18 protein-coding genes are annotated in these 15,663 nt (G+C 68.2%); 6 read left to right on the forward strand and 12 right to left on the reverse strand.

The features are described from left to right. Nucleotides 1-39: 39 nt before the first annotated feature. The 3 genes from AC3WQR_RS00485 to AC3WQR_RS00495 form a co-directional block, all read right to left on the reverse strand. Nucleotides 40-1,056, reverse strand: a complete 1,017-nt coding sequence (locus AC3WQR_RS00485) for a FecR family protein (RefSeq protein WP_492740876.1) — start codon at nt 1,054-1,056, stop codon at nt 40-42. A gap of 159 nt (nt 1,057-1,215) precedes the next feature. Continuing rightward, entirely contained in the window at nt 1,216-1,770 is a 555-nt protein-coding gene (locus tag AC3WQR_RS00490) for an RNA polymerase sigma factor (RefSeq protein ID WP_062482809.1), read from the reverse strand. A gap of 7 nt (nt 1,771-1,777) precedes the next feature. After that, entirely contained in the window at nt 1,778-2,446 is a 669-nt protein-coding gene (locus tag AC3WQR_RS00495; RefSeq protein WP_492740877.1) for an STN domain-containing protein, read from the reverse strand. A gap of 192 nt (nt 2,447-2,638) precedes the next feature. Between AC3WQR_RS00495 and alkB the strand changes: the two genes are divergently transcribed. The 6 genes from alkB to AC3WQR_RS00525 all read left to right on the forward strand — a co-directional run bounded on the left by alkB (nt 2,639) and on the right by AC3WQR_RS00525 (nt 8,162). Beyond that, nucleotides 2,639-3,295, forward strand: a complete 657-nt coding sequence (alkB, locus tag AC3WQR_RS00500; protein WP_492740878.1) for a DNA oxidative demethylase AlkB — start codon at nt 2,639-2,641, stop codon at nt 3,293-3,295. Nucleotides 3,296-3,302: 7 nt separating this feature from the next. Next, nucleotides 3,303-5,120 (forward strand): ABC transporter ATP-binding protein, encoded by a 1,818-nt coding sequence (locus tag AC3WQR_RS00505; RefSeq protein WP_492740879.1) that lies wholly within the window; start codon nt 3,303-3,305, stop codon nt 5,118-5,120. Nucleotides 5,121-5,285: 165 nt separating this feature from the next. After that, nucleotides 5,286-6,968: an alpha/beta hydrolase gene (locus AC3WQR_RS00510; RefSeq protein ID WP_492740880.1), complete on the forward strand. Its 1,683-nt coding sequence runs from the start codon at nt 5,286-5,288 to the stop codon at nt 6,966-6,968. A 29-nt stretch (nt 6,969-6,997) separates the two neighbouring features. Beyond that, on the forward strand, nt 6,998-7,333 hold the full coding sequence (locus AC3WQR_RS00515) for a YnfA family protein (RefSeq protein WP_139706707.1): 336 nt from the start codon (nt 6,998-7,000) through the stop codon (nt 7,331-7,333). Nucleotides 7,334-7,346: 13 nt separating this feature from the next. Next, the gene (locus AC3WQR_RS00520; RefSeq protein WP_492740881.1) at nt 7,347-7,724 is read left to right on the forward strand and encodes a YkvA family protein; all 378 of its coding nucleotides are present in this window, start codon (nt 7,347-7,349) and stop codon (nt 7,722-7,724) included. Nucleotides 7,725-7,766: 42 nt separating this feature from the next. Next, nucleotides 7,767-8,162, forward strand: coding sequence for a VOC family protein (locus AC3WQR_RS00525; protein ID WP_492740882.1), 396 nt, complete (start codon nt 7,767-7,769; stop codon nt 8,160-8,162). Between the two features lie 4 nt (nt 8,163-8,166). On the opposite strand, the gene AC3WQR_RS00530 is transcribed toward AC3WQR_RS00525, so the two are convergent. The 9 genes from AC3WQR_RS00530 to AC3WQR_RS00570 all read right to left on the reverse strand — a co-directional run bounded on the left by AC3WQR_RS00530 (nt 8,167) and on the right by AC3WQR_RS00570 (nt 15,663). Next, nucleotides 8,167-8,823, reverse strand: coding sequence for a DUF2894 domain-containing protein (locus AC3WQR_RS00530; protein ID WP_492740883.1), 657 nt, complete (start codon nt 8,821-8,823; stop codon nt 8,167-8,169). Beyond that, nucleotides 8,816-9,478, reverse strand: a complete 663-nt coding sequence (locus AC3WQR_RS00535) for an OmpA family protein (protein ID WP_492740884.1) — start codon at nt 9,476-9,478, stop codon at nt 8,816-8,818. The genes AC3WQR_RS00530 and AC3WQR_RS00535 overlap by 8 nt, the downstream gene beginning before the upstream one ends. Before the next feature lies 1 nt (nt 9,479). Continuing rightward, complete coding sequence (locus AC3WQR_RS00540; RefSeq protein WP_492740885.1) at nt 9,480-12,302, reverse strand: DUF802 domain-containing protein; 2,823 nt, start codon at nt 12,300-12,302, stop codon at nt 9,480-9,482. Between the two features lie 31 nt (nt 12,303-12,333). Continuing rightward, the gene (locus tag AC3WQR_RS00545) at nt 12,334-13,038 is read right to left on the reverse strand and encodes a DUF3348 domain-containing protein (protein ID WP_139702577.1); all 705 of its coding nucleotides are present in this window, start codon (nt 13,036-13,038) and stop codon (nt 12,334-12,336) included. A 166-nt stretch (nt 13,039-13,204) separates the two neighbouring features. Continuing rightward, nucleotides 13,205-13,660 (reverse strand): hypothetical protein, encoded by a 456-nt coding sequence (locus tag AC3WQR_RS00550; RefSeq protein ID WP_492740886.1) that lies wholly within the window; start codon nt 13,658-13,660, stop codon nt 13,205-13,207. Nucleotides 13,661-13,723: 63 nt separating this feature from the next. Further along, entirely contained in the window at nt 13,724-14,218 is a 495-nt protein-coding gene (locus AC3WQR_RS00555; RefSeq protein WP_492740887.1) for a pentapeptide repeat-containing protein, read from the reverse strand. 44 nt (nt 14,219-14,262) lie between these two features. Then, the gene (locus tag AC3WQR_RS00560; RefSeq protein ID WP_492740888.1) at nt 14,263-14,661 is read right to left on the reverse strand and encodes a VOC family protein; all 399 of its coding nucleotides are present in this window, start codon (nt 14,659-14,661) and stop codon (nt 14,263-14,265) included. Between the two features lie 128 nt (nt 14,662-14,789). Beyond that, nucleotides 14,790-15,035 carry a hypothetical protein gene (locus AC3WQR_RS00565; protein ID WP_492740889.1) on the reverse strand — a complete coding sequence of 82 codons (246 nt, stop codon included), beginning with the start codon at nt 15,033-15,035 and terminating at the stop codon, nt 14,790-14,792. Nucleotides 15,036-15,129: 94 nt separating this feature from the next. Next, nucleotides 15,130-15,663 (reverse strand): SMI1/KNR4 family protein, encoded by a 534-nt coding sequence (locus AC3WQR_RS00570; RefSeq protein WP_492740890.1) that lies wholly within the window; start codon nt 15,661-15,663, stop codon nt 15,130-15,132.

The raw sequence follows: 15,663 nt of genomic DNA on the forward strand, positions 1-15,663 counted from the left end.
GAAGCGCTGCTTTTTTCACAGCCGCGTCACACAGCGCGGCTAGCCCAGCAGCACGATGCCGGCGGGCAGGCTGGTGAGCTTCGCGCCGTAACTCACGGCGATCAGCGTCTCGACATGCGGCAGCTCGTCCAGCCGCAGCCGTGCCTGCACCTTGCGGCGGCCAAGCTCGGCGCGCGTGACGATGAGGCGGCCCGGGCGGTAGCGGTTGATCTCGTCGACCACGGCCGCCAGCGGCGTGTCGTCGAACACCAGCACGCGCTCGCGCCAGGCAGCCACCGCCGCGAGGTCGGGCGCGCGCGCCACCTCGGCCTCGCGCCGGCCGCCGTAGCGGATCTGCTGCGCCTCGCCCGCCACCAGCACGCGCTCGCCGTCGCGCAGCTCGACCGAGCCCGCGAAGCAGGTCACGCACACCTCGCCGCCGGTGGCGCGCACATTGAAGCGGCTGGCCGACGCGGCCACGAGGCGCGCGCCGCCCACGGTCATGGTGAAGGGCGCGCGGCGCGCCGCGTCGAGTTGCACCTGCGCCTCGCCGCCGAGCATGTCGAGCACGGGCGGATCGCCCTCGGCGCCGCGCGCGAGGTTGAGGCTGGTCTGCGTGTTCATCTCGACCACCGCCGCCGCATCGGCCAGCACCACGCGGCGCTGCTCGCCGGTGCCTGTGCGGTAGTCGGCCGTCATGTCGGACAGCGCGGGCCACAGGCCGGCGGGCGGGCGCACCACCACGAAGGCGGCGGCACCGGCCGCGAGCGCGGCGCCGAGGAACTGGCGGCGACCGAACACCGGCGGGCGCGACATGGCGATGGCCGTGGCCGCGCGCGGCGGTGTGTCCATCGCGGGCATGCGCTGCGCCACCGCTTCGGCAGCGGGCCGGGTCAGGTCCCACAGCCGCGTCGCCTCGGCCATCGCCTGCGCGTGCTGCGGACTGCGGGCGCACCAGCGGCGGAAATCCTGCGCGTCGCCGGTGGTGGCGCGGCCGGAGGTCAGGCGCACGAGCCAGTCGTGCGCCTGCGTTTCCAGCGCGGCGCGTTCGCGATCGATTGGAGGGGGTGCGGCCATCATGTCTTTAGAAGGTGTGAATGGATCCGCCGTGGCCGAGCAGCCCGTCCAGGCACGTCCCATCAAGGCGCAAAGCGCAGCCATAGCCAGGGCTATGGCGAGCATTTGCAACGCGGAGGGGGCGTGTCTGGGCGGGATGAGCGGGCATGGCGGGTTCGTTCACACCTTCTCTGACTGTTTTCCCGCGCCGGGACCGAACCGCTGGATCACATCGCGACCCAAACGACCCGCGCAATGCACCAGCGCAGCCTTCACTTCGCGCTCGACGATGCGCACCGACACGCCGTAGCGCCGCGCCAGGTCGGCATGCGGCGTCTCGTCCACGCGCGAGGCGATGAAGATGTCGCGGCGGCGGCGCGGCAGCTCCTCGAGCGCGCGCTCCAGCGCCTGCACCTCGCTGCGCGCCTCCGAGACGCGGGCCGGGTCGTGGCTGTCGTCCGAGAAATGCAGCAGCTCCTCGACCTCCACGAAGTCGAGCAGGCGCCCGTGGGAGATGCGCCGGTCTTCCGCCACGTTCGACGCGATGCGCAGCAGGTAGGCCATGGGGCTTTGCACCGGGCCGGGGTCGCTCATGCGCTGCACGCGCAGCCAGGTCTCGTGCAGCACGTCGTCGGCCTGCTCTTCCGAGCCCAGGCGGCGGCGCAGGCGGTTGCGGAAGTCGATGTAGCGGCTGGTCAGCAGGCTGCGCAGGAAGCCGGGGGTGTCCTGTTCCACGGCGTGCTCAGGGAGAAACCGCTGCGTCGCAGACGTCGGGGCGGTCGCCGGTGCGCGGCAGCAGCAGCACCGTGAGCGGCTGGTCGGCCTCGCCTTCGGGCGGTCGCTCGAGCACCAGCGTGTTCATCGCGGCTTCGAGCGCGGCGTCGCGCTGCGCCAGGCCGGTGGAACTGAGCAGCCGCGTGCGCCGCACATGGCCGCCGGGCCCGACCCACAGCTGCACGAGCGCGCGGTAGGTGCCGGGGCGCGCATGCGGCCAGCGGCACAGCGTGCGCTCCAGCGCCTGCTGCACCACGCGCGCGTCGCGCGGGGACATGGCGGGAACGGCGGGCATGGCCGGCGCCGTCGCAACCACGGGCGGCGCTGCCTCGGCCTCGACCAGCGTGAAGGTGCGCGCGTCGGTGTGGCGCGCGGCCAGCCGCGTGCCGGCGAGCAGGCGCTGCAGCGCCTCGCGCGGGGTGAACAGGCCGTGCAACGCGGCGGATTCGAGGCCGGCGGTGAGCTGCCCGTCGAAGAACACGGACTGCCCCGTCGCCTGCGCGTAGACCTGCACGGCGGTGGCCAGCGGCTGGGCCGTCAGGTCGAAGGCGATGCGCCCCGCCGCATCGGGCGAAGGCGCAGGTTCGCCGGCATGCGACACGGCCGCGAGGGACAGAATTCCGAGGATCAGGGTCAAGACACACACCCACCGTGACCGAGCAACGCGAGACATGCCGGGTCCTGTGACGAAGGAGGAATCGCAGGCGCCGGGCCGGTGCCGCGTACTGCTTTGGTGCTCGGAATGCTAGTGACGCTTTGTGACAGCTTGAATGCATCGCAGGCGCCGTCCACAGTCCGAAGCGCCCTCGTCGCTGGCGACAATGCCCCCATGACGTTCGACCTCTTCGACGCCCCGCCGCGCGCCGCACGCGAGCCGATCGGCCCGGCCGCCTTCGTGCTGCCGGGCTTTGCGCTGCCGCGCGCCGAGGCGCTGCTCGACGCCATCGACGACGTGGCGGCACGCGCGCCGTTCCGCCACCTGGTCACGCCGGGCGGCTTCACCATGTCGGTCGCGCTCACCAACTGCGGCGCGCTCGGCTGGACCAGCGACCGGCGCGGCTACCGCTACAGCGCGGTCGACCCCGACAGCGGCACGCCCTGGCCCACGATGCCCGAGGCCTTTGCGCAGCTGGCGCGGGACGCGGCGGCGCTGGCCGGCTTCGACGGCTTTGCGCCCGACGCCTGCCTGGTCAACCGCTACCAGCCGGGCAGCCGGCTCTCGCTGCACCAGGACCGCGACGAGCGCGACCACGGCGCGCCGATCGTGTCGGTGTCGCTGGGCATGCCGGCGGTGTTCCAGTTCGGCGGGCTCGCGCGCGCCGACAAGACCGTGCGCATTCCGCTGGTGCACGGCGACGTGGTGGTGTGGGGCGGCGTGGACCGGCTGCGCTTTCATGGCGTGCTGCCGCTCAAGGACGCCCCGCATCCGCTGCAGGCACGGCTCGGCGCGCAGCGCATCAACCTCACCTTCCGCAAGGCCGGTTGATGCACGCATGACGAGTTCGACCACCTCCACCACCGAATCCCCCGGCCGCGCGATCCGCGCGCTTTACGCCGCGCTGTGGCACTTCGCGGCCGGCGCGCGTGCGCAGCTGCTGGCCGCCACCGCATTGCTCGCGAGCTCGCAGCTGATCCGCCTCACGCTGCCCTACCTCGCGGGCCAGGCCATCAACGCGCTGCAACGCGGCGACCTGCCCGCGGCAGGCCGCTGGATCGCCACGCTCGCGGGGGTGTACGTCGGTGCGTGGGCGCTGCACGGGCCGGGCCGCATCCTGGAGCGCAACGTGGGCCTGAAGGTGCGCGAGACGCTGGCCGACCAGCTCTATGCGCGCATCGCCGCCGCACCGCTCGCCTGGCACGACAGCCACCACTCGGGCGAGCTGCAGCACCGCGTGCACCAGGCCAGCCGCGCGCTCGCGGACTTCGCGCAGAACCAGTTCATCTGGCTCACCAACGCCGTGAACTTCGTCGGGCCGCTGGTGGCGCTGGCGCTGCTGTCGCGCACCAGCGGCGTGACGGCGCTCGCGGGCTATGTGCTGATCGGCGTGGTGATCGTGCGCATCGACCGCGCGCTCATGAAGCTCGCGCGCGCCGAGAACGACGCCGACCGGCGCTACGTGGCCGCGCTGCTCGACTTCCTGGGCAACGCCTCCACGGTGATCGGCCTGCGGCTGCAGGGCGCGTCGCGCCTGTTGCTGCGCCGTCGCATGGCGGCCGTGTCGCTGCCGCTGAAGCGCACCGTGGTGCTCAACGAGGGCAAGTGGTTCGCGGTCGACCTGATGGGGCTGGCGCTGACCTGGGGCCTGGTCGTCATCTATGTGTGGCAGGCGCGCGCGCCGGGCCAGGCCGTGATGCTGGGCGCGGTGTTCATGATCTACCAGTACGCGCAGCAGGCGGCGGGTGTGGTCACCTCGGTGGCGGCCAACTTCAGTTTCTTTGCGCGCATGCACACCGACTACAGCAGCGCCGAGCCGATCTGGCACGCACCGACGAGCCCCACGCTCGAGGCCCCGCCCGAGGAGGTGCCGGCGCACGAACGCATCGACGCGCAGGCGCCGTGGACGCAGCTGCAGGTCGCGCAGCTGCAATGGCGCTACGCCCCGCGCGGCGCCGTCACTGACGACCCGGCCGCGCCCACGCGCAGCGGCCTGCACGACGTGGCGCTCACGTTGCGCCGGGGCCAGCGCGTGGCGCTCGTGGGCCCGAGCGGCGGCGGCAAGAGCACGCTGCTGCGCGTGCTGGCCGGCCTGTATGCACCGCACGGCGGCACGCTCTCGCTCGACGGCGAGCGGACCGACTGGGCCCGGCTGCGCCAGCTCGCCACGCTGATCCCGCAGGAGACCGAGCTGTTCGAAGCCAGCGTGCGCGAAAACCTGGCCTTCGGGCGTCCCTGCGACGACGAGCGCCTGCGCGCCGCGCTGCACACCAGCACCTTCGACGAGGTGCTGCAGGCCACGCGCGGCGACCTCGACAGCGCGATCTCGGAACGCGGCTTCAACCTGTCGGGCGGCCAGCGCCAGCGGCTGTGCCTGGCGCGCGGCGTGCTTGCGGCCGAAGGCAGTTCGCTGCTGCTGCTCGACGAGCCGACCAGCGCGCTCGACGCCGCCACCGAGGCGCGCGTGCTGGGGCGCATTGCGGCGGCGTTTCCGCAGGCCTGCGTGATCGCCTCGGTGCACCGGCTGAGCCTGCTCGAACGCTTCGACACGGTGATCCTCATGGAGGCCGGCCATGTGCGCGACCACGGCCCGCGCGACGACGTGCTGGCGCGCCAGCCGATGCTTCGGGAGGCAGTGTCCGGCAACAAGCAGTAGGAACCCTCCTGCGCCAGAACGCGGCGTTCACACCCGCCGCGCTGGCATGCCTTCTGCAACAGTATCGGCATCCATTTGTTCACGCTTGGTCCTGCGCGGTCCCTTTTTGCGCCTCGGCTGCGTTCCAATCACATGGTTCTTCATTCCGCGAGCGTTTCCCGCCCCATGCGTTCTTCCCGCGCCACCCTTTCGCTCGCCCTGCTCGGTGCCCTGCTGGGCCTGTCCGCCTGCACCACCGGCACCACCGCCGAACAGCGCCAGGCCGCCGCCAGCAAGCCGCCGCCCACCGACTGCACGGCCTGGGTCGGCGCCGACCGCAACGCGCGGGTGGGCGGCTACCTGCTGCCGCAGGCCGGGACCGCGGTGAACGCCGGCGGCCCGCGCGTGTGCGTGCCCGTGCTCATGAGCGCCTACCCCGTGCCCACCAACTATGCGGGCGGCGACTACCACGTGGGCGCGTTCACCGACGACCAGCTCAAGGCGCGCTGGCGCACCTGCAAGGCCGAACCGGCCTGCTTCGAGCGCGTGAACGCGCAGATGCAGCGCTGGCTGCCGCCCAACAAGGCGCGCGCCACGCGCGTGACGGGCGCGGTCGATCCGGCCGGGCGCATCGATGCCGACAGCCCGACGGTCGATCTGAAGCAGATCCGCCGCCCCGCCTTCTTCGCGAAGGCGCCCTACCGCGAAGGCATTGCCGAGGCCGACGCGCGCACCCACATCGTCGAGTTCACCGTGCCGCGCGACACCTTCGAGCGGCTCGACCTGAAGCTCACCGACCCGATCAAGCTGCGCGGCTGGTACCTCGAAGGCGCGGGCGTGGACGACGGGCGCGGCCGCAAGGTGCGTGCCCTCGCGGTCATGGCGGCGGGCGGCGGCGGACAGCTCACGGCCCTCCAGCACCCGGACGAGGTGGCCTACCGCATCGAGGGCGCCAGCGGCAAGGCCGTGCCGGTGTCTTTCCCCAACGGCACCACCGAGGCCATGGGCCAGCGCTGGTGGCGCGAGAACCTGCACGCGCTGAACCAGGCCGGCTTCGACGTGCTGGCCTACGACCGGCGCGGCGAAGGCCTGTCGGGCGGCGTGAGCGACACCAACACGCTGGAGCAAGGCGAGGACGTGTTTCGCGTGCTCGCGCAGCTCGAACACGGCCAGGGCCTGCGGCTGCTCACGCCGGCGGGCCAGCTGCTCGAAGGCAACGCCGCGCGCGGCCGGCTGCTGGCGGGCCAGAAGGCCAGCGAGATTCCGCTGGTGCTCGGCGGCTACTCGCGCGGCTCGATGTCGACCGCCTGGGCCCTGACGCGCAACTACGTGGCCGCCTGCAGCTTCGACATGCCCGTGCCCAACTGCACGCCGGCGCGCGGCTGGCGCAACATCCGCGGGGCCATCTTGCTGTCGTCGTTCGCCAGCGGCGCGGGCTACCTGCCCGACGCGCCCGACCTGACCGACCGCAACCTGTTCCTGGGCGGCATGGCGGCGGACCACCACATCCTTTTCTATCCGAACTCCGCCACGCTCGCGGGCATGGACCGCTGGCCCGCCGCCTTCTTCGGCAAGGGCCTGTGGGACCGCGCCGAATCGCTCGAAGGCACCGTGGCCGCCTACAACCGCATCCGCGGCGTGAAGGAGATCGTGCTGTCGCGCGGCCCGCACGCCATCGAGACCTGGCCCGAGTCCGAGCGCCGCTACCTGCGCGAGCGCATGGTGGCCTACGCGAAGGTGGTGATCGTCGGCGGGCGCACGGTGCCGGGCGCGCGGCCGTGGAAAGACTTCAAGTCGCTGGTCGCCACCACGCCCGATGTGTGGGAGCCTTCGTCGCGGCCGGGCACCGGACCCGGACGACAGCCCTGACATCAACGGTCGGCCGCCACAATGGCGGCATGGACCTGCTCAAGACCCTCGGCCTCTTCATCGCGACCGCGCTCGCGGAAATCGTCGGCTGCTACCTGCCCTACCTGTGGCTCAAGCAAGGCCAGTCGGCCTGGCTGCTGCTGCCCGCCGCGCTGAGCCTGGCGCTCTTCGCGTGGCTGCTCTCGCTGCACCCGACGGCTGCCGGCCGCGTGTATGCGGCTTATGGCGGGGTCTACATCGGCGTGGCCATCCTGTGGCTCTGGGCCGTGGACAAGGTGACGCCGTCCACCAGCGACTGGGTCGGCGTGGCCGTGTGCTTCGTCGGCATGGGCATCATCATGTTCGGGCCGCGCAGCGCGGCTTGAGGGCACGGCCGCGATGAACCTGCGCGACTGGGCGCGCCGCATCAAGCGCGACGCCGTCACCCTCTGGTTCGCCTGCCGCGACCCCGCAACGCCATGGCTGCCGAAGGCGCTGTGCTGGTTCACCGTGGCCTATGCGCTGAGCCCCATCGACCTGATTCCCGATTTCATTCCCGTGCTCGGCTACCTCGACGACGTGCTGCTGCTGCCGGCGCTGATCTGGCTCGCGGTGCGCGTGCTGCCGCCCGAGGTCATCGTGCGCAGCCGCGCGCGGGCCGAGGAATGGATGGCGCGCATGGGCAGCAAGCCGACGAGCAAGGCCGGCATGGCCCTGGTCATCGGCATCTGGGTGCTGGTGGCGGCCGGATTGGCCTGGTGGCTCTGGCCGCGCTGACGACAATCCGCTGGAAGTTCATCCTCTTCACAAGGAGCCGACGTGTTCTCTCATGTCTTCTTCAGCGTCTCCGATTTCGACCGCGCGCTGGCCTTCTACGACGCGGTGATGGGCGGCCTCGGCCTGGAGCGCCGCTTCTGCGAGCCGGAGAAGCCCTGGGCGGGCTGGCACAGCGCGGGGCGCGCGCGGCCCTTCTTCGTGATCTGCCAACCCCACGACGGCCGGCCACACGACGCGGGCAACGGCCAGATGGCGGCGTTCACCGCCAGCACGCGGGCGATGGTCGACGCGGTACACCGCATCGCGCTCGCACACGGCGGCAGCTGCGAGGGCCCGCCGGGTCTGCGCACGCACTACCACCCCGACTACTACGGCGCATACTTCCGCGACCCGGACGGCAACAAGCTGTGCGTCGTGTGCCACGACGCGGCGGGCTGAGCTTTTAGCTCGCGCGGCTGCGCGAACTCTTGCGCGGGCTCTCGGTGCGCGCCACGCGCGCGGCCTCGGCGGCGGCGTTCACCTGCTCGATCCACAGCAGCGCATCGACGTGCGCCATGAAGCGCTGCAGGTACTGCGGCGACAGGTCGCGCATCAGCGTGAGCGCGCGCTGCACCAGGTGGTGCGTGTTGAGCGGGCCGGCGTTCTTCGGCACCTTGGCGAGCGACTGCGTCACGCGCTGGTCGGCGGCGAGCTTGGACCAGGTGCCGCGGAAGTAGCTCAGCGTCTTGAGCTCGGGTGCCGTGGACAGGCTGGGCACGGTGTCTCCGTCGGTCGCCTCCGCGTCGGGCGGCGGCGGCAGCGGTGCGAGTTGGGCGATGTGGTTCATCAGCTCGGCGAGCGCGGTGTGCAACGGCGCCTCTGCCGGCGCTTCAGCCTCGGGGGCGACCTTCTCCAGATCGGCGCGGTAGGTCGCCATGAGGCTGGCCAGCCGCGCGTCGAGCAGGCGCCGCGCCTCGCCCTCGTGCGCCGCCGCGCGCTGTGCCATCGCCGCGATGAAGCGGAAGCGCACCGGGTCGAAGCGGTCGTCGCCGCGCGCGCGCCAGGCGTCGAGCGCCGCGATCGCGTCGACCTGATCGTCCGGTGCGGCGTCGTTACTCACGGGGCTTCGCAGCGTCGGGTGCGTTCTTGGGCCGGGGCGTCGGCGCCATTTCCACGCGGCGGTTCTTCGCGCGGCCTTCGGCGTCGCTGTTCGAGGCCACGGCCTGCTCGGCGCCGAAGGCGGCGGCGAACACCGACGACGAGGGCACGCCCTCTTCGATCATCGCGCGCGTCACGGTGAGCGCGCGCTGGGCCGACAGCTCCCAGTTGTCGGCGAACAGGCGCGCGCCGTCGCGCATCTGCCGGTCGTCGGTGAAGCCGCTCACCATCAGGATCTCGTCGCGTGCCTTCAGGTAGGCGCCCAGCGGACCGGCCAGGCTCTTGAGGAGTTGCCGCCCGCCGGGTTGCAGGTCGGCGGAGTTGAAGGCGAACAGCACGCTGCCACTGATGCCGATGCGGCCGTTGTTGAGCGTCACGCGGCCCGCCGCGAGCGGGCCGGCCAGTGCCTGCTCGAGCGCCTCGCGGCGCTGCGATTCGGCGCGGCGCTGCTGCACCTCGGTTTCGAGGCGGCTCGCCAGGTCCAGCTGCATGCCGAGCACGCACACCAGGATCAGCACGAACGCGCCCAGCATGCCCGCCATCAGGTCGCCGAACACCGCCCACACGGGGACGGTCGGCTCCAGGCCGGCGTCGAGGTCGATCTCGTCGCGCACCATCTCAGGCCTCGCTGGTCACGGCGGTCTGGCGGCTGGCGAACTGCTGCAGGTCTTCGACGATCTGCTTTTGCGACATGATGCTCAGGTCGATCACCTCGCGCGCCTGCGCCACGTAGTAGGCCAGCTGTTCGTCGCTGCGCGCCAGCGACTTGCCCAGCGCGCCTTCGATGCGCTGCAGGTGCGCCACCAGCTTGTCGTTCGATTCGCCGAAGCGCTGCACGGCAAAGCCGAAGGCCTCGCCCAGGCTCGCCACCTCGACCGCGCCGCCGGTGATCTGCGCGGCGATGCCGGCCATCTTCTCGGTCTCGCTCTCGACCTTCTCGGTGAAGCGGCTGCCCACGCGCTCCATCATGTCGGCCGAGGCCGTGACGAGCGCGTCGATGGCGCTGCGCTGTTCGGTCGAGGCATGGTTCACCGCGCCGAGCAAGGTTTCGAGCGTGCCGAGGATGCGGCTGCGCTCTTCGAGCATGTCGTTGTCGCGCGCCATGCCGTCGGACAGCTTCTGGCGCAGCTCGGCGATCACGTCGGCCGCGGCCTTCGGTGCCTCGGCCGCCACCTGCAGCAGCTGCGCGACTTCGGCCACGGTCTGCTTGGCGTTGGCCTCGGCCTGCGCCGACATGTCACGCACGGTCTGCGCCAGCGTCTCGCTCATCTGCTGCTGCTGGCTCAGGCTGTGCGCGCCGGCCTGCTGCCATTCCTTCTGCAGCGAGGCGGCCATGGTTTCGAGCGAGCCGCTCCAGGCCGCGAGGCGCTGCGCGTCGCGCGTGGCGAGTTCGGTCTGCAGGTTGGCGTGCGCCTCGCGCACGGTGTCGAGCAGCGAGGCGGCGGCGCGGGGTGCGTCCGACGCGGCCTGCAGCAGTTGCGCGACTTCGGCGACGGTCTGCTTGGCATGCGCCTCGGCCTGCGTCGACACGTCGCGCGCGGCCTGCGCCAGCGTGTCGCTCAGCTGCTGTTGCTGGCTCAGCGTGTGCGCGCCGGCCTGCTGCCATTCCTTCTGCAGCGACGCAGCCATGGCTTCGAGCGACTGGCTCCAGGCCGACAGGCGCTGCGCATCGCGCGCCGCCAGTTCGGTCTGCAGGCTGGTGTGCGCCTCGCCCACGGTGCGCAACAGCGCCACCGAATGCTGTTCGAAGGTGGCGGCAGCGGCGGCGAGCGCCTGGTGCGAATCGCCCGACAGTTTTTCGCTGACGCGCTGGTGCTGCGCGAGCGCGCTGCCCCAGGTGTCGGACACGCTGCCCACGGTGCTTTCGAGGCGGGCCGACACGCCCTCGACCAGCGCGGCCGAGCGCTGCTCGAAGGTCTCGGCAAAGCGTTCGAGCGTGCCGCGCAGGTCGCTCGACAGCGCCCCGCTCGCGCGCTCGTGTTCGGCCAACGCGGCCTTCCAGGTGTCGGCGACGCCGGCGGTCGAGGCCTCGAAGCGGCCCGTGAGGCCTTCGAGCTGCCGTTCGACGGCCTGCGCCATGCCGCCCTGCAGCGAGGCCGCTTCGCGCGCGATGCCGAGCATGGCCGCCTCGACCACGGGTTGGATCGTCGCGCCGGCGATGCGGGCGGTGTCGGTGAGGCTGTCCTTCAGCGAGCGATCGACCGAGGCGGCCAGGCCGCTGTACGCGGCTTCGGCCTTCTGGTGAAAGCTGTCCTGGCTGGCGACGAGGCGCTCGTTCTGCGCCTGGCCCTGGCGTTCCAGCGCGGCCATCATCGTCTGCAGCTGGCCGACCAGCTCGGGCATCACCTTCGCCACGGGCTGGATGGTCTCGCCGGCGATGCGGGCGCTGTCGGCCAGGCTGTCCTTCAGCGAGCGATCGACCGAAGCGGCCAGCCCCTTGTACGCGGCTTCGGCCTTCTGGTGGAAGCTGTCCTGGCTGGCCACGAGGCGGTCGTTCTGCGCCTGGGTCTGGCGCTCCATCGCGGCCATCATGGTCTGCAGCTGGCCGACCAGCTCGGGCATGACCTTCGCCACGGGCTGGATGGTTTCGCCGGCGATGCGGGCGCTGTCGGCCAGGCTGTCCTTGAGCGAGCGGTCGACCGAGGCGGCGAGCCCCGTGTAGGCGGCTTCGGTCTTCTGGTGGAAGGTGTCCTGGCTGGCGACAAGGCGTTCGTTGATCGACTGGCTCTGGCGGTCCATCGCGGCCACCATGGCCTGCAGCTGGTCGACCAGCGCGGGCATCGCGTGGGCCTGTTGCTGCATCAGCTTGAACGACTCTTCGCGGCGGTGCGCCAGCGAGTGGCCGCGCAGCGACGTGGCGATGAGCGTGTCGAGCGACTGCCCGGCCAGCAGGCGTTCGCGCCGGCACAGCGCCGAGGCCAGGCCCAGCATGGCCGATGCGGCCACGCCCGCCACCGAGGTGCCGAAGGCCAGGCCCAGGCCGCGCACGGGCGCCGACAACGAGTTGCGGATGGCCTGCACGTCGGTCGCGCTTTCGAGCGCCAGCCCCGTGCCGTTGAGCGTGACCACCATGCCCAGGAAGGTGCCCAGCATGCCCAGCAGCACCAGCAGGCCCGCGAGGTACGGCGTGAGCGCCGGACCCGGCAGGCCGACGCGCTCGCCTTCGATGCGCAGGCGCACCGCGTTGCGCAGCGAGGGATGCAGGCCGGCGAGCCAGTCGCCGAGACTCGCCGGCGGCGCCGACAGGTCGTTCACCGCATGCGACAGCGTGCCGGTGGCCTGGTGGAAGCGGTGCAGCTCCAGCGCGCCCATCAGGTAGAACGCGCCGATCAGCGCCGTGATCACCAGGGCCAGCGGGTTGTGGCCGACATAGCTGGCACCGACCCAGCACACGACGGCCAGGCCCACGAGGAAGACGGCGTAATGGAAAAATCTGTTCATGGAAGCTTGTTGTCTCTTGTAGGGCGGCACGCTAGCGATCGCGAAGGGCTTCGAGCAGGCCTTCGACCGGTTGCATGCGAATGTCCAGCTCGGCCCGCAGCACGCTTTGCATGTCGCGGCCGAACACGTCCAGCCAGCCGGCGGCGGCGGTCGCTGGCGGCTGGGGGTTGTCGGGGGTGGCGTCCTGCGCGGCCTGATGGGCCTCGCGCAAGCGCTTGAAATGTTTCTCCAGCAGCGTCGGCACGCTCGCCAGCAGGCTGCGTTCGCGGGCGCCCACCACCTGTTCCAGGATGGCGTCCACCGCGGCCAGCCGGGCCAGCTCGGGCGAGCGGGTCGCGAGCCGGGCCCGCAGGCGCGCGCGCAGCGGTTCGATGGCTGTTTCCATGGCCTGCTGCCGCGCGAAGTAGCGGCGGCGGTACGGCGGAAAGTCGTCGTTCGCGCCCGGCAGCACGGAGGCCACGCCGCCGTCGGCATTGCCCTTGGCCAGCGCGGCCTTCAGGCGCGCGCACTCCTGCGCCTCCTCGGCGCCCTCGGACGCCCGGGCGCCGGACACGGCGACGCCCAGATCGGAATCCAAAGCTGCAGACAAGGAGATGGCGTCGGTCCAACTGAACCACTGACTCAAACGATCCGCGAGGGCTTGCCTGGATTCGGGAACGTCGATGTCGCTCAATTGAGCGAGCAAGCGAGTGAGCGCCGAGCCGGTGAAGCCTGTGCGCCGTGACACTTGCACCATACCGCGAGAGAGGGAGAAAACCGGGCAGTTTACACCGGTCAACTGGCGGCTTTCCCTCTGTGAACTGGTGCACAGGAAGCGCGGGAGAAGTGAAACGGGGTGTGACGGGAATCGAGGAAATGGAGGGCCCTGCCGGCCCGCCGTGATCAGCGTGAAACGGTCGATGTCAGGCTCGACAGTGCTCGGTGATCACAGCCGACGTCGATCCATCCGCCGGATGACGCGAGGCATACCCCGTCATCTGCTCGAGTTGCTTTTGTCGTTCGGCAATCGCCAGCTCCCGCGCCCGGGGTCCGTATCGGCCGACCGAAAAAGCCTTGCTGACCGATTTCTCCGGGCTGACTCTGGTCATCGCGATCCACATCGGATTCTTCCCGCCCGGCTCCTCCCGAAAATACACCCCCGCCACGCCACTCTTGTTGTCGCGCCGCACGCGCTGGGCGATCTCGCGCTTCAACACCGGCAAGTGTTCGCGCACGAATTGATCTCGATGCGCCTGGGCATGCGCCAAGGCACCCTCGCGACCGCCGTGGGTGTTGAAGTAGAACGCCTTGACCATGCGCACCTTGTTACGGCGAATATCGACGCTCCAATAGTCGTCGTAGCCGTAGATTCCGTACATGGGATTGGGGTTGGGGGTGCCTCTTGGCATGGATGCTCCGAAAGATCGCGCCGCTTTGCGAACTCAATTGATCTGCGTGTTGCGCATCTCCATGTGCTCGAAGTAGCTGCCAGTGAAGTCCACATGTTCTCCGCGCAGGCCATCGGCCTGAACCGTGGTGCCCGTGCATCCAAGCACGGCGACATCGGACCAGTGACCTCCATCGAAATTCAAGCCGTTCCACTGGCAGTTGTTGAACTGACAAGCGCTGAGCCGACTTTGCTGGAACCGCGACTGCGAGAAAGTGCAGTTGGAGAACGTGCACCCGGAGATGGAAATGCCCTCGAAGTCGCACGCGGTGAAGGTGCAGCCTGTGAACTGGCATCCAGTCCAACCGGCCTGCTTGAACGTGCACGCGGCAAAGCTGGTGCCGGTGAAGGCGGTGGTCGCGAACTGGGCGAGGTTCAGGTCCAGGCCAGCATAGGCATAGCTGTCGGCCATGCCGGCAAGACCTGCGGGGGCACCACCGGCGCCTTTGCGCCAGAGGTTGTGGTTTTGGATGATCACTTGCGAGGGCATGGTCTTTGGCTCATTGATGGCAACACATCAAGATGTTTGGGATTTCAATAAAAATCGGAATTGGCAAACAAGATGTTATTTCCAGCAGGGTCTTTCAAATAAATCCATTCTCCGTATGGCTGAGAAACGTTTCTTATCACAAGATCACTGAAGCTCTTAAATATCAAACTCTGCCAACCGAAAAACTCGTCATCCCAAGAAGAAATCAGACCGAATGCCACCACGGGAAGGTCCACGTCATCGACTTCTTTGTAGGCGCGCAACAAAGAGCTGTTGTCACGAAAATTCAGGACCAAAGACGGTGCGGCGCCGTGAGTCATTCTTGTGATTCTGAGTCCGGATCCATCAACATCATCACTCGCAAGGGAAAATCCGAAATTCCTATAGAACTCGATACTGCTCGGAATATCACTTGCATGAAGATGGATCAATACTCTAGCCATTCAAATTCCTCAACACCCCTTCGACACAGGAAGACGAAATTCCCATCAGCAACGCAGCCCATGAGATTATTCGCGCTAAATGCCGCGCAGAATCGGAGGTCTTCCCGGCGATTATTGAAAAATTCAAATCACAATTTCGTCAAGATTAGATTTGAAATTTCATCGACTTCCTTGCTAGAAAACGAATCAACCGGATCGATCTCAGCACCATATGCAAGATCAATCTTAATGTTGATACGCCTCCCTAGAAATCGGCAGCGCAGCACATCTGCCTCTGCTATAGAAATCGCCTCCTCAAGGAGAAGGCTTTCGCCTTTTAACCGCTCAACTGATCTTGCAATTTCCTCAACCGTCAGCGCATGAAACTCTTTCATCGTATGTGCCTAAGCTTGTGCGCAAATTCGCTATCAATGTGGAATTTCAGTATTTTCGCGCCCCTCGGATCGATGACAGATTCATCCATTAAATTCAAACCAAGGAGGCCAATAGGGAAGAAAAATTTTCCGTCAATTTTTCAACATTCCCATAGAATTTATTGCCTGCACTTTCCGCCTCGATCTCGTGTCTCCAAAGGTATATTCCAGAGAATCCACCATGCCCACCTACAAACATCAAAATCAAATCCCCACCAACCGTTCCTCCAATAGGAATTGAATTTGATGGTATTCGATTCTCATATCCGACAAGCTTCGATCGAATGGTTTGAGAGATATTTCTCGGACCATCAATAGCAAAGAATTCGCTCAGTGAAATTTTTTTTCCATTCAAAACAAATCCATTTTTATCTGGCACCCCGCCGTTAACCGTAGACAAAAATTCTCGATAGTCTTCTGGCAAACGGCCAAAATCGGATTCAAGTTCATTTATTTCAGCCTCGCTCGCCGGCCCTATTTTCGATGCAGCAAGAAGCTCTTTTTTAAGAGATTTTTTATATGGAATTCCAAGTTTTTCAAATTTTGAAATTTCAGCCTCACTGAGGCCCAGCGATTTAAAATTGACCAT

Source organism: Variovorax sp. FW305-3-2-15-B-LB1, from assembly GCF_058787635.1.

Excerpts from the sequence above, each read along its gene's own strand:
- AC3WQR_RS00535 (WP_492740884.1), bottom strand. The coding sequence starts at position 9,478 with ATGGTGCGCGACGAGATCGACCTCGACGCCGGCCTGGAGCCGACCGTC.
- AC3WQR_RS00540 (WP_492740885.1), bottom strand. The coding sequence starts at position 12,302 with ATGAACAGATTTTTCCATTACGCCGTCTTCCTCGTGGGCCTGGCCGTC.
- alkB (WP_492740878.1), top strand. The coding sequence starts at position 2,639 with ATGACGTTCGACCTCTTCGACGCCCCGCCGCGCGCCGCACGCGAGCCG.
- AC3WQR_RS00560 (WP_492740888.1), bottom strand. The coding sequence starts at position 14,661 with ATGGCTAGAGTATTGATCCATCTTCATGCAAGTGATATTCCGAGCAGT.
- AC3WQR_RS00515 (WP_139706707.1), top strand. The coding sequence starts at position 6,998 with ATGGACCTGCTCAAGACCCTCGGCCTCTTCATCGCGACCGCGCTCGCG.
- AC3WQR_RS00485 (WP_492740876.1), bottom strand. The coding sequence starts at position 1,056 with ATGGCCGCACCCCCTCCAATCGATCGCGAACGCGCCGCGCTGGAAACG.
- AC3WQR_RS00520 (WP_492740881.1), top strand. The coding sequence starts at position 7,347 with ATGAACCTGCGCGACTGGGCGCGCCGCATCAAGCGCGACGCCGTCACC.
- AC3WQR_RS00545 (WP_139702577.1), bottom strand. The coding sequence starts at position 13,038 with ATGGTGCAAGTGTCACGGCGCACAGGCTTCACCGGCTCGGCGCTCACT.
- AC3WQR_RS00565 (WP_492740889.1), bottom strand. The coding sequence starts at position 15,035 with ATGAAAGAGTTTCATGCGCTGACGGTTGAGGAAATTGCAAGATCAGTT.
- AC3WQR_RS00510 (WP_492740880.1), top strand. The coding sequence starts at position 5,286 with ATGCGTTCTTCCCGCGCCACCCTTTCGCTCGCCCTGCTCGGTGCCCTG.
- AC3WQR_RS00505 (WP_492740879.1), top strand. The coding sequence starts at position 3,303 with ATGACGAGTTCGACCACCTCCACCACCGAATCCCCCGGCCGCGCGATC.
- AC3WQR_RS00550 (WP_492740886.1), bottom strand. The coding sequence starts at position 13,660 with ATGTACGGAATCTACGGCTACGACGACTATTGGAGCGTCGATATTCGC.
- AC3WQR_RS00555 (WP_492740887.1), bottom strand. The coding sequence starts at position 14,218 with ATGCCCTCGCAAGTGATCATCCAAAACCACAACCTCTGGCGCAAAGGC.
- AC3WQR_RS00570 (WP_492740890.1), bottom strand. The coding sequence starts at position 15,663 with ATGGTCAATTTTAAATCGCTGGGCCTCAGTGAGGCTGAAATTTCAAAA.